Annotated in this window: 11 protein-coding genes; 6 read left to right on the plus strand and 5 right to left on the minus strand. The window is 68.7% G+C overall.

The genetic code is table 11. The features are described from left to right. Positions 1-11: 11 nt before the first annotated feature. The 4 genes from F8S13_05875 to F8S13_05890 are packed head-to-tail and all read right to left on the minus strand — an operon-like array spanning position 12 to position 3871. The gene (locus F8S13_05875; GenBank protein KAB8144399.1) at positions 12-1145 is read right to left on the minus strand and encodes a glycosyltransferase family 4 protein; all 1134 of its coding nucleotides are present in this window, start codon (positions 1143-1145) and stop codon (positions 12-14) included. Next, positions 1142-2050 carry a glycosyltransferase family 2 protein gene (locus F8S13_05880; GenBank protein KAB8144400.1) on the minus strand — a complete coding sequence of 303 codons (909 nt, stop codon included), beginning with the start codon at positions 2048-2050 and terminating at the stop codon, positions 1142-1144. The genes F8S13_05875 and F8S13_05880 overlap by 4 nt, the downstream gene beginning before the upstream one ends. After that, positions 2047-3204, minus strand: coding sequence for a glycosyltransferase family 4 protein (locus tag F8S13_05885; GenBank protein ID KAB8144401.1), 1158 nt, complete (start codon positions 3202-3204; stop codon positions 2047-2049). Before F8S13_05885 ends, F8S13_05880 begins: the two co-directional genes overlap by 4 nt. A 4-nt stretch (positions 3205-3208) precedes the next feature. Next, positions 3209-3871 (minus strand): uridine kinase, encoded by a 663-nt coding sequence (locus tag F8S13_05890; protein KAB8144402.1) that lies wholly within the window; start codon positions 3869-3871, stop codon positions 3209-3211. Between the two features lie 530 nt (positions 3872-4401). Here F8S13_05890 and F8S13_05895 point away from each other — a divergent pair. Continuing rightward, positions 4402-5469 carry a SidA/IucD/PvdA family monooxygenase gene (locus F8S13_05895; GenBank protein KAB8144403.1) on the plus strand — a complete coding sequence of 356 codons (1068 nt, stop codon included), beginning with the start codon at positions 4402-4404 and terminating at the stop codon, positions 5467-5469. Between the two features lie 1335 nt (positions 5470-6804). Here F8S13_05895 and F8S13_05900 read toward each other — a convergent pair. After that, the gene (locus tag F8S13_05900) at positions 6805-7995 is read right to left on the minus strand and encodes an MFS transporter (protein ID KAB8144404.1); all 1191 of its coding nucleotides are present in this window, start codon (positions 7993-7995) and stop codon (positions 6805-6807) included. 94 nt (positions 7996-8089) lie between these two features. On the opposite strand from F8S13_05900, the gene F8S13_05905 reads away from it, so the two are divergent. The 5 genes from F8S13_05905 (at position 8090) to F8S13_05925 (ending at position 11969) form a co-directional block, all read left to right on the plus strand. Continuing rightward, a complete protein-coding gene (locus tag F8S13_05905) occupies positions 8090-9181 on the plus strand; it encodes a substrate-binding domain-containing protein (protein KAB8144405.1) in 1092 nt (363 codons plus the stop codon). Positions 9182-9392: 211 nt separating this feature from the next. Then, positions 9393-9614, plus strand: coding sequence for a hypothetical protein (locus F8S13_05910; protein KAB8144406.1), 222 nt, complete (start codon positions 9393-9395; stop codon positions 9612-9614). A gap of 81 nt (positions 9615-9695) precedes the next feature. Next, positions 9696-10931: a threonine ammonia-lyase gene (locus tag F8S13_05915; protein ID KAB8144407.1), complete on the plus strand. Its 1236-nt coding sequence runs from the start codon at positions 9696-9698 to the stop codon at positions 10929-10931. Positions 10932-10974: 43 nt separating this feature from the next. Then, entirely contained in the window at positions 10975-11604 is a 630-nt protein-coding gene (locus tag F8S13_05920; GenBank protein KAB8144408.1) for a DUF4352 domain-containing protein, read from the plus strand. A 146-nt stretch (positions 11605-11750) separates the two neighbouring features. Further along, positions 11751-11969 carry a hypothetical protein gene (locus F8S13_05925; GenBank protein ID KAB8144409.1) on the plus strand — a complete coding sequence of 73 codons (219 nt, stop codon included), beginning with the start codon at positions 11751-11753 and terminating at the stop codon, positions 11967-11969. Positions 11970-12000: the final 31 nt, after the last annotated feature.

Raw genomic sequence — 12000 nt, forward strand, 5'->3', positions numbered from 1 at the left:
CACGGTGGGTGTCAGCGCCTGTAGAGCGCGAAGGTGGCGGCCAGCATGGCGCGCTCGTCGAAGCGGCTGGCCGCCTCGGCCTGGGCGGCGGCCCCCAGCCGCTGGCGCAGCGCCGCGTCGCCCAGCAGCCGCGTTATCGCCTGGGCCAGCGGCGCGGGCTGGCCGGGCGGCACCAGCAGCCCCGTGCGGCCATGGTCGAGCGCCTCGCGGGTGCCATCCACCTCGGTGGCCACGATGGCGCGGGCGGCGGCCATGGCCTCCACCACGGCGAAGGGCAGGCCCTCGTAGAGCGAGGGCAGCGCGAACACATCCAGCTCGGCCAGCGCCTGCGGCACCTGCGCGCGCTCCACCGCCCCCGCGAAGCGCACCCGCCCCGCCGCGCCCAGCCGATCGGCCTGGGCGCGCAGCTGTGGCTCCAGTTCGCCCTGGCCCACAAACACCGCGTGGGCCTCGGGGAAGCTGGCCCACACGGTGGGCAGCGCATCGAGCAGCAGCGCGTGGCCCTTCTGCCCGCCCAGCCGCCCGACCACGCCCAGCAGCGGCGCGGCCTCGGGCACGCCCCAGCGGGCGCGCATGCCGCCTGTCCGCGCCGCGAAGGCCGCCGTGTCCACGCCGTTGGGGATGGTGTGCAGACGCTGGGTGGGGAAGCCGTACTGCCCCACCAGCAGCGCCGCATTGCCGCGCGAGACCGCCACGCCCGCCGTGAAGGTGCGGAACTGGGCGCGGCGGTTGGCCGCCCTGGCCCAGCCCGCCGCCCCGCCGAAGCGCGGGATGGGCGTGACCAGCTGGAAGGTGGCCAGGCGCGTGGGCACGCGCAGCAGCCACGCGGCCAGCGCCACCTCGGCGCAGCGGCGCGGGCCATTCAGCACCAGGTGCACGGCGCTGGGCCGCACGCGCTCCAGCAGCCCCAGCGAGCGGCGCAGGTGGCCCAGGCTCACACCGTCGCGGTGCACGGCTTCAAGGGGGTGCACCGCCGCACCCATCTGGCGGGCGCGATCCACCAGCGGCGCGGTCGCGGGGCGCGTGGGCAGGGCCAGGCCGACCCGCATGCCGGTGGCGCAGGCGTGGCGCAGCAGCGTCTCCAGGTACAGCTCGGCCCCGCCCAGGGCCTCGGCGTCGGTCACATACAGCACATCCAGGCTCATGCCCCGGCCCTCCGGCGGGCGGCGCGCTCGGCGCGCAGCCGCCGCTCCAGCGTGGCCGCGCGCCGCTCCAGCAGCGCCGGGTCGCCACGCCGCCGCCTCGCCAGCGCGCGCCGCTCGGCCAGCGTCGCGCCCAGGTGGCGGGCGTTCCAGCGCCAGGCGTCCAGCAGGGCCGGGTCGCGCCAGCGGGCGAACTTCACCGCTGTCTTGGCCGCCAGCAGCAGAGCGAAGGGCAGCGCGCGCCGCCAGCGCATCAGCTTCAGGTAGGTGCGCAGGCTGTTCCTGGCCCGCTCGGCATCCCAGCGGCTGCCCCCGGCGCTGCCGCCGCGCTGGTGGCGCACGAAGGTGCCCAGATCGGCCAGCACCTGGAAGCCCAGCAGCCAGGCCCGCCAGCACAGCTCGGTGTCCTCCCAGTACATGAAGAAGTGCTCATCGAAGCCGCCCAGCTCGCGCCAGACCGCGCGGCGCACCAGCATGGCCGCGCCAGGGATGGCCGCCACCTGCTGGAGCGCGGGGGTGGGCTGCCGCTGCTCTTCGGGGGCCAGGGTGGTGGGGCAGATCAGCGCGTCGGGGAAGCGCGCCGAGCTGGCCCGCAGCCCGGCCAGCCAGCCCGGCAGCACGCGCACGTCGGGGTTCATGAACACCAGCAGCTCGCCGCCCGCGTGGGCCGCGCCCAGGTTGCAGGCCCGCCCAAAGCCCAGGTTGGCCCCCGCCTCCACCGCCCGCAGCGCGAAGGGCAGCCGCCCCGCTGCCGATTCCAGCAGGGCCAGCGTGCCGTCGGTCGAGGCGTTGTCCACCACCACCAGCTCAAAGCCTGTGTCGCCGCTAGAGGCCAGCGCATCCAAAAAGGATGGCAGCAGATCGGCGCTGTTGTAGGCCACCGCCACCAGCGACACCAGCTCGCTCATCGCCCGCCCCCCAGCAGCTGGCCGTAGACCCCCAGCATCGCCTCGCGCACGTGGCCCAGCGAGAAGCAGGCCAGGAAGCGCTCGCGGGCCGCCGCGCCCAGCCGCCCGCGCTGCGCCGCATCCTCCAGCAGCTCGGTCAGCGCGCAGGCCATAGCCCTGGGCTGCTGGGGCGGCACGCAGCGGCCCGCATCGCCCAGCGCCAGCGGCAGGTCGCCCACGCTGGTGGCCACGATCGGGCGGGCGGCGGCCATGGCCAGGATGAGCTTGGCGGGCATCTGCATCACGCCCTCGGTCACGGCGCGCTGCGGGATGGCCACCACGTCGCAGGCCGCGTAGGCCGCCGGGTACTCGTGGGCGGCCAGGTAGCCGGTGCAGACCACCCCCGGCGTGGCCGCCAGCTGCGCGCGGTAGGGGTTGTGCGCGGGCACGCCCACGAACAGCAGCCGCGCCTGCGGGATGGCCACGCGCACCGAGGCGAAGGCCTCCAGCAGATCGTCGATGCCCTTGTGGGGGTGGGGCGTGCCGGGGAAGCCGATCGTCGGCGCATCCGCCGCCAGCCCCACCCGCGCGCGGAAGGCCGCGCCGTCGGCGTGGGCCGGGTCGAAGGCCCGCTCGTCGGCGGCGGTGTAGATGATCTGGCCGCCGAAGTGAGCCTGCAGCGCGCGCGAGTTCACCACCAGCGCGGCGGGCGCGGTGCGGGCCAGCTGCTCCAGCTCCAGCGCCGCCGCCACCCGCCGCGTGATCGGCAGTCCCCACAGCGCGCGCCGCCAGGCGGGCCAGCGCGCCACGCCCTCCAAGAACAGGCCCAGCTCCCAGTCATCCAGGTCGAGCACCAGCGGCATCCCGCGCGCCCTGGCCACCGCCGCCGCCGCCGCGAAGTGGGCCTGGTTCTTGAAGCAGTGCACCAGATCGCACCCGGCCAGCGCCTCGGCCAAGGCCCGCTCGGCGGCGGGGCCGCTAGCGGGGCCAGCCAGCCGCACCACCGGCCAGGGCAGGCCATCCAGCAGCGGGAACAGCCCGCCGCCGTCATCCCAGCCCACCAGCGTGCAGCGCAGGCCCGGCACACCCTCCATAGCCCGCAGGAAGGGGTAGACCCGCCCGATATTATTGTGGCTCAGCGAGTGGACCACCACGCCGACATGTGCGCCTTCCATCGGTCTAGCCCTCGCCGCCGCGCTCGCGCAGCAGGCCCTCGATCCGCGCCACCACCATATCGATCGCGATCGAGTTCAGCCCGCCGCGCGGGATGATGATGTCGGCGTAGCGCTTGGACGGCTCCACAAACTCTAGGTGCATGGGCCGCACCGTCTTCATGTACTGCTCGATCACCGACTCGACGGTGCGCCCGCGCTCGCGGATGTCGCGCTGCAGCCGCCGGATGAAGCGGGTGTCGCCCTCGGCGTCCACAAACAGCTTGATGTCCATGCGCTTCCGCAGGTCGCGGTCGGCAAAGATCAGGATGCCCTCGATCAGCACCACCGGCTGCGGCAACACCAGGCTCACCTCGGCCTGGCGCGTGTAGGTGGTGTAGTTGTAGGTCGGCACATCCACCGGCTCGCCGCGAATCAGCGCATCCAGATGCTCGATGCACAGGCCGTTGTCGAAGGCGTCCGGGTGATCCAGGTTCACCTGACGCCGCTGCTCCAGCGGCATATGCGAGAGATCCTGGTAGTACAGGTCGTGCTCCAAAAATGCGATGCGGTCCCGCCCGACGCGGCTCAGGATGGCCTGCGAGACGGTCGTCTTCCCCGAGCCGCTGCCGCCCGCGACCCCAATGACCAGCGGCGCTCCGTGTGCTTTCTCCATAGCCTCTATCACCATACCTGCGGGTGCCGCGCACCCATCGCTCTTACCCGACCAGCCATTGTACCCGATCTCGCCAACCTGGCCACGGGGGAGGAAGGGGAATGACTACCACGAAAACGCGAAGGCACGAGGAGGACGCGAGAAACATCTACCACCAAGACGCCAAGCGCACAAAGGGAAGGAGGAAAAGTGCGGATGAGGAGATCGCCAGCTTTACCCACCCGGCCCATGCGGCGAAGGTGCCGCTAGCGTTTTGCTCGCCATATGCACGAACACCAGCCGCCAAGACGCCAAGCGCACAAAGGGAAGGATGAAAAATGTGGATGAGGAGATCGCCAGCTTTACCCACCCGGCCCATGCGGCGAAGGTACCGCTAGCGTTTTGATAGCCATATGCACGAACACCAGCCGCCAAGACGCCAAGCGCACAAAGGGAAGGATGAAAGCAGCCTAGCGCATCTATCGCGGGCGCTGGGGTATACTGTCGGACACTGCATTGGGATGCGGGCGAGTAGCTTGCCGCACCTTTATCCGAGGAGAGAGACAATGGACCAACCAATAGAGAGCTACGACGTCGCCATCATCGGCGCGGGGCCGATCGGCCTTGAGCTGGCCGCCTGCCTGCGCCGCGCGGGCGTGCGCTACATCCAGTTCGACGCCCGCCAGATCGGCCACACCCTCACCTGGTGGCCGCGCGACACCAGCTTCTTCAGCACCACCGAGCGCCTAGCGATCGCGGGCGTGCCCATCCAGAACAGCCACCAGCAGCGCATCACCGGCGAGGACTACCTGGCCTACCTGCGCGGCGTGATCGAGCTGCTCGATCTGCGTGTCAACACCTTCGAGCCGGTCACGGCGCTGGCCCCCGCCGAGGGCGGCTTCGCCATCACCACCCAGCCGCTGGCGGGCGAGCGCCACTACCGCGCCCGCCGCGTGGTGCTGGCCATCGGCGACATGCACTACCCCAACCTGCTGGGCATCCCCGGCGAAGATCTGCCCCATGTCTCGCACTACTTCCGCGACCCGCACGACTACTTCCGGCGGCGCGTGCTGATCGTGGGCGGGCGAAACTCGGCGGTGGAGGCCGCGCTGCGCTGCTGGCGGGCCGGGGCGGATGTGACTCTGAGCTACCGAGGGGCCAGCTTCGACGAGCGCCGCGTCAAGCACTGGCTGCTGCCCGACATCATGGCCCAGATCGAGGCCGGTACGATCAGCTTCCTGCCCCAGACTAGCCCGGTGGAGATCGCGCCCGACCACGTGGTGCTCCAGCCCACAGGCGGCGGCACCGCCATCCGTCAGCCCGCCGACGCGGTGCTGCTGGCCACCGGCTTCCATGGCGAGCAGGGCCTGCTGCACATGGCGGGCGTGGCCCTGGAGGGCGAGAACCGCGTGCCCACCTACAACCCGGCGACCATGGAGACCAACGTGCCCGGGCTGTATGTGGCGGGCACCGTGGCAGCGGGCGTGCAGCAGCGCTACACCCTGTTTATCGAGAACAGCCACGAGCACGCGGGCAAGATCGCCCAGGCCATCACCGGGCGCTGGCCCGAGGCGCTAGGCAATGTGCCGGGCCGCAACTACCAGCTCGGCTTCGAGCAGATCGAGGCCAACTAAGGAAAACCAATACCACGAAGGCGCGAAGGGAACCGATTCACCACCAAGACGCCAAGGCTCAAGGAGACAAAAGAGAAAACCAATACCACGAAGGCGCGAAGGCGCGAAGGGAACCGATTCACCACCAAAACACCAAGACACCAAGGAGGCAAAAAGCCATACAACCTACGCACAAGCCAGCCCAACCCACCCGGCCCATGCGGCGAAGGTGCCGCTAGCGTTTTGCTGGCCATATGCACGAACACCAGCCGCCAGGGAAGAGCATTGGAACACTCAAAAATTGGAGGTTCAAGGTAGCTGGCCCCTCAACAGGTGTCACTTTCTTGCACAGGGCATTCGGATGCGGCAAATAACAAAAGATGGCGTGCCAAGCCATGCACGGCACGCCACATTGGGAAACCTTACCCACCCGGCCCATGCGGCGAAGGTGCCGCTAGCGTTTTGCTGGCCATATGCACGAACACCAGCCGCCAGGGAAGAGCATTGGAACACTCAAAATTGGAGGTTCAAGGTAGCTGGCCCCTCAACAGGTGTCACTTTCTTGCACAGGGCATTCGGATGCGGCAAATAACAAAAGATGGCGTGCCAAGCCATGCACGGCACACCACATTGGGAAACCTTACCCACCCGGCCCATGCGGCGAAGGTGCCGCTAGCGTTTTGCTGGCCATATGCACGAACACCAGCCGCCAGGGAAGAGCATTGGAACACTCAAAATTGAAGGTTCAAGGTGGCTGGCCCCTCAACAGGTGTCACTTTCTTGCACAGGGCATTCGGATGCGGCAAATAACAAAAGATGGCGTGCCAAGCCATGCACGGCACGCCACATTGGGAAACCTTACCCACCCGGCCCATGCGGCGAAGGTGCCGCTAGCGTTTTGCTGGCCATATGCACGAACACCAGCCGCCAGGGAACGGCATAGGAACGCTCAAAATTGGGGGATCGAAGGGGGCATCGCCCCCTCGCGGGGTTGCTAGGGGCAGGCCCCTAGCCGCCGCCCGCGCAGGGCATCCACCCACCAACCACGAGGAATCATCATCGAAACGACAAGCGATCAGCCCGACGCAGAAATGCCGTAGAAAGTGATACCTACTGAAAAATACACGCCTATTCTCACCAAATAAATCATGTATCCGGCATATCATATAAAAATCAACATATCATGCGTGCAATTCGAACATCACCATCGCCCGAAGCTTAATCACCATCGCCCGAAGCTTAATCACCGTTTTTAAGAGGCAAAAATACTTTCCCGCAAACCGCATACATCAAAAAGTCCCGCAAACAAAAAGGGACCGAGGCTTCCCCCGATCCCTATTTCCTATTTCCTACCCCCTACCCCCGCCGCCCGCGCTCCAGCGTCAGAAACACCACCGTCATCACCACCCCCACCACCAGCAGGAACGGCCCCAGCAGCTCCAGCCCGAAGTTCCGCGCCAGAAAGCCGAAGCTGCTGGCCAGCAGCGCCCCGCCCGCCGCCGCAGCCGCGATCTGGAAGCCCACCGTGTTGGCCGAGTGCTCCGGCCCCATGCGCGCGGGCGTCAGCGCGATCAGCGAGGGGAACATCGGGGCCAGCGCCAGGCCCAGCAGCCCTATCGCCACCATCGTCACCCAGGGCGCAAGGTTCAGCCAGATCAGCGCCGCGCTCAGAAGCGAGAGCGCCATACAGCCGCGCAGCATCGTCTGCACCGAGAGCCGCGTCACCACAGCCCCCGAGAGCAGGCGGCCCACCGTCAGGCAGCCCCAGTAGCCGCTCACCCAGGCCCCCGCCACGCTCGGCGCGATCCCGCGCGACTCGGTCAGCAGCGTGTAGGTCCACTGCCCGGCGCACACCTCCAGCCCGGTGTAGAGAAAGAACATCAGGATGCTCAGCCAGGTCTTCGGCAGCGACAGTGTGGCCAGCATGGTCGCACTGGGCGCGGCAGGCCCGGCGGGTGTGCCATCCTCGTGGTGGATCTGCCACATGGTGCGGGTGGCGATGAAGCACAGCGCCAGCACCACCTGGGCCGCGCCCACGATCATATAGCCGGGCCGCCAGCCCCAGCCCGCCGCGATGATGCTGCTCATCAGGATGGGGCCGGTGGCCGCGCCCAAGCCGTAGAAGGCGTGCAGCCAGTTCATCATGCTCGGGCTGAACTCATCGGCGGCATAGGTGTTCAGGCCCGAGTCGATCGCGCCAGCGCCCAGCCCGGCCAGCAGGCCCAGGCCCACCATCACCGCCCAGGCAGGCGACATGCCGTAGCCCAGCAGGCTCACCGCCGTTACCAGACAGCTGGCGGCCAGCAGCCAGCCCACGCCGGTGCGCGCCAGGATGCGCCCGCTGCTGAAGCTCGACGCCAGGTAGCCGATGGTGGACATGGTGATCAGCGCGCCCAGCGCATCCAGCGGCAGCCCGAACTCGGCGCGGATGGAGGGCCAGGCCACGCTGTTCAGGCCATCCGGTAGGCCCAGGCTGATAAAGGCGATGTAGGCGAGCGCCACGAGCAGCACATGGTGCTTGCGGGCCGCAGGGAAGGAGGAAGTCACGAGGTCGCACCCTTTCTAAGCCATTCTTCTGTAACGTTTCAGAATTGTAGCAGACATGGTATACTCCGTCTATCTGCCGAAAGAAGGATCTTGCATGCCCAAGCAGCAACCAGCAGCGCGCGCGCGGGTGCGCATCAGCGACGTCGCGGCGGCGCTGGGCGTCGCCGTCTCCACCGTCTCCAACGCCTACAACCGCCCCGACCAGCTCTCCGCCGAGCTGCGCGAGCGCGTGCTGGCCACCGCCGCCCAGCTGGGCTACCCCGGCCCCAGCGCCGTGGCCCGCAGCCTGCGCCAGCAGCGCGCCGACGCGGTGGGCGTGATCTTCGCCGAGCGCCTCTCCTACGCCTTCGACGACCCGGCGTCCGCCCAGGTGCTGGCCGGCATCGCCAGCGCGCTAGAGGAGGCCCGCCTCGGCCTGCTGCTGGTGCCCGGCAGATCCGACAGCACCACCACCGTCGAGCGCGCCCTGGTCGATGGCTTCATCGTCTACTCCATCCTGGAGACCGACCCGATCGTCACCGCCGCGCTGGCCCGCCGCATCCCCACCGTGCTGCTCGACCAGCCGCCGCGCGCCGGGGTGCCCTCCATCACCATCGACGACGCCGACGGCGCTCGGCAGGCCGCCGAACACCTGCTGCGCCACGGCCACCGCCGCCTCGCCATCATCACCGACCGCCTCACCGAGCCGACGGCGGGCGAGCCTCCACCGCTCTCGCTGCACCAGCAGGCCGAGCAGACCTTCTTCGTGACCCAGATGCGCTTCCGGGGCTACCGCGCCGCCATCGAGCAGGCGGGCATCGCCTGGCCCGACGTGCAGATCGTCGAGCGCGACGACAACAGCGAGGCCGACGGCGCTTCGGCCATGCGCGCCCTGCTGGGCGACCCGCCCACCGCCGTGCTCTGCCTCACCGACAGGCTGGCCCTGGGGGCCATGCGCGCCGCCCAGCAGGCCGGGCTGCACGTGCCGCGCGACATCTCGATCGTCGGCTTCGACGACATCCCCGAAACCGCCACCTGCACCCCGCCGCTCACCACCATCCGCCAGGCCCACCGCGAGAAAGGCAGGCTGGCCGGGCAGGCCCTGCTGGCCCTGCTGCGCCACCAGGGCCAGGTAGCCCACACCAACCTGCCGGTCCAGCTCGTCGAGCGCGGCTCCAGCGGGCCAGCGCCCCGCAGCCCCGCATAGGGCAGGAAAAACCAGCGCGGCAGCGCGGCCCAGGCCCTCGCGCTGCGGGCTGGATCATGGCCAGCCGCCACCCTGCGGCACCTTCGCCGGATGGGCAGAGCGGCAGGAAAACCAGCGCGGTACAGCTCTTGCACCATACATCCGCCATACGCCCCATGGCGGTATGCTACAATACAGACCCGAACCGCCATATATGTCAGAGGAGACAGCTATGTTCACGGTTGATGATATTCTCGCCTACACCGAGCGCGTGATCGCCGAAGACCGGCTCTCCGCCAACCGCGCGGGCCTGGCCAACACCCAGCGCGCCTGCGGGTTCTTGCTGGCCGCAGCCCAGGCCGCAGGCGACAAAGACACCGCGCGGCGCTTCCAGGTGCTCGCGGCCCAGGCCGCCAACTTCAACGAGCAGCTCGGCGAGCAGAAATCGCGCTAGGCGCGGGCCATCATCCAACGCGCGCGGCATAGCTTGGGGCGGGAATCCTCTGCGCCGAGCAGCGCTCAACAGAATAGAGCCATGACCATCTCACTTGCCGACATCCAGACCGCGCGCGCCACCCTGCGCGAGATCATCTACCCCACCCCCATCCTGCCGGATGAGCGCCTGGGCCAAGAGCTAGGCGTCCACGTCTACTACAAGGCCGAGAACACCCAGCGCAGCGGGTCGTTCAAAGTGCGCGGCGCGTACAACAAGATCGCCCAGCTGCCGCCCGAGGAGCGGGCGCGCGGTGTGGTGGCGCACTCGGCGGGCAACCACGCCCAGGGCGTGGCGCTGGCCGCCCAGGCTCTGGGCATCCCGGCCACCATCGTCATGCCCGAGCGTGCCCCGCTCACCAAGGTGATGTCCACCAAGCGCTACGGTGCCGAGGTCGTGCTGTCCGGGGCCAGCTTCGACGATGCCGGGGCCACGGCCTACGCCATCCAGAAGGAGCGCGGCCTCACCTTCGTGCACGCCTTCAACGACGAGCACGTGATCGCCGGGCAGGGCACCATCGGGCTGGAGATCGCCGAGGCCCTGCCCGACCTCTCCACCATGGTGGTGCCGATCGGCGGCGGCGGCCTGATCAGCGGCATCGCCATCGCGCTCAAGGCGCTCATACCCGGCGTGCGGATCGTGGGGGTGCAGGCCGCAGGCTGCGCGCCCGTGCAGGCATCGCTGGCCCAAGGCCAGCCCGTCACATGGCCCACCGCCAACACCATCGCCGACGGCATCGCCGTCAAGCGCCCCGGCGACAAGACCCTCCCGCTGATCGCCGAGCTGGTGGACGAGGTCGTCACTGTCACCGACGACGAGATCTGCCGCGCCATCGCCTACTGCGCCCAGAACGTGCGCCTGGTAGTGGAGGGCGCGGGGGCCGCTGGCCTAGCCGCGCTGCTGGGCGGCAAGATCAGCCTGCGCCAGGGCGAGTCGGTCTGCCCCATCCTGTGTGGCGGCAACATCGACGGCAACCTGCTGGCCCGCGTGATCGAGCAGGCGCTGCTCAAGCAAGGCCGCTACATCCTGCTGCGCACCACTATCGAGGATCGCCCCGGCAACCTGGCCCCGCTGATCAGCCGGGTGGCCGAGGCCGGGGCCAACGTGGTCGACATCGTCCACCGCCGCGCCGTGTGGCTCGGCCCCGTCGACCGCGTGGGCATTGAGATGATCCTAGAAGTGCGCGACGAGGCCCACGGGCAACAGGTGCTCCAGCACATCACCGAAGCAGGCTACCAGGCCGAGCGCGGCGGCACCCAGGTCTGGCCTGGCTACTAGCCGTCCCGCCGCCCTCAGCACATCCCAGCAGAAGGAGCACCCGTTGAGCCAACCAGGATCGCCGCTGCCACCCGGCCCCCAGAAAAAAGCCCTGCCCGGCTGGGCGCTGGCCATGATCGCCATCTTCAGCGGACTGATCGTCCTGTGCGTCGTCGCCGGCGTGGTCGGCGTGTTTGTCATGAACGCGCTCGGCTCGGAGGTGGGCAACATCAACCCATTTAAGCAGCTGGGTGGCACAGCGGAGAGCGCCCAGCCCACCCAGCAGGCCGTCGACACAGCCAGCGCCCAGGCGCTCGGCGCGCCGGTGTCCAGCGGCAGCCTCACGCTGGTGGTGAAGAGCGCCGCGCCCGCCGCCAGCGCCGACGCCGAGCTTCCGCCCGAGGAAGGCAGCACCTACTACAGCATCCAGGCCGAGATCAGCAATACCTCGGGCGAGGACGTCTTCTTCAACGGCTACGATACCTACATCCAAGATGCCAAAGGCGCAATCTACAAGCTCAGCCCGTTCGCCCTGGCCTCGGCGGGCGTGCAGAGCGCCGCCGTCTTCCAGCATATCGCGGCGCACAGCACCACCAGCATCACGCTCGACTACGAGGTGCCACTGGATGCCAGCGGGCTCTACTGGGTGACGCAGACCCAGAGCGCCACCCCAGCGGTGGTCAGGCTACCCTAGCGCCGATCGTACGCAGCAGCGCCGTTTCGCCGCCCTGGCAGCCGCCGGGGCGGCGCATTTATTGCGGCCCGCAATAAACGTAACTTACTGGTAACACAGCCTTCCTATACTTAGCCCTACACACAAGCAGCCAAGGAGACAAGGACATGGGCCAGCGCCGAATCGAATCATTTTTATTGCGCATTGTGATCGAAGACCGCCCCAATAATGAGTGGCGTGGTCGTGTCCAGCACGTCAGCACGGGGATCGAGGAGCACTTCGAGTCGATGGCCGACCTGCTCCGCTTCCTCCAGAGCCAGGCCATCTTCGACGAGACGGCCCTGCCGCAGCCGATGCCGAAGTCGCTGACCACATCAAACATCTAGTCGATTCCTGCGCCCTGGCTTGGTCATACCG

The sequence above is a fragment of the Chloroflexia bacterium SDU3-3 genome (genome assembly GCA_009268125.1).
GTDB lineage: Bacteria > Chloroflexota > Chloroflexia > Chloroflexales > Roseiflexaceae > SDU3-3.

Excerpts from the sequence above, each read along its gene's own strand:
- F8S13_05925 (KAB8144409.1), top strand. The coding sequence starts at position 11,751 with ATGGGCCAGCGCCGAATCGAATCATTTTTATTGCGCATTGTGATCGAA.
- F8S13_05880 (KAB8144400.1), bottom strand. The coding sequence starts at position 2,050 with ATGAGCGAGCTGGTGTCGCTGGTGGCGGTGGCCTACAACAGCGCCGAT.
- F8S13_05890 (KAB8144402.1), bottom strand. The coding sequence starts at position 3,871 with ATGGTGATAGAGGCTATGGAGAAAGCACACGGAGCGCCGCTGGTCATT.
- F8S13_05905 (KAB8144405.1), top strand. The coding sequence starts at position 8,090 with ATGCCCAAGCAGCAACCAGCAGCGCGCGCGCGGGTGCGCATCAGCGAC.
- F8S13_05885 (KAB8144401.1), bottom strand. The coding sequence starts at position 3,204 with ATGGAAGGCGCACATGTCGGCGTGGTGGTCCACTCGCTGAGCCACAAT.
- F8S13_05895 (KAB8144403.1), top strand. The coding sequence starts at position 4,402 with ATGGACCAACCAATAGAGAGCTACGACGTCGCCATCATCGGCGCGGGG.
- F8S13_05910 (KAB8144406.1), top strand. The coding sequence starts at position 9,393 with ATGTTCACGGTTGATGATATTCTCGCCTACACCGAGCGCGTGATCGCC.
- F8S13_05875 (KAB8144399.1), bottom strand. The coding sequence starts at position 1,145 with ATGAGCCTGGATGTGCTGTATGTGACCGACGCCGAGGCCCTGGGCGGG.
- F8S13_05915 (KAB8144407.1), top strand. The coding sequence starts at position 9,696 with ATGACCATCTCACTTGCCGACATCCAGACCGCGCGCGCCACCCTGCGC.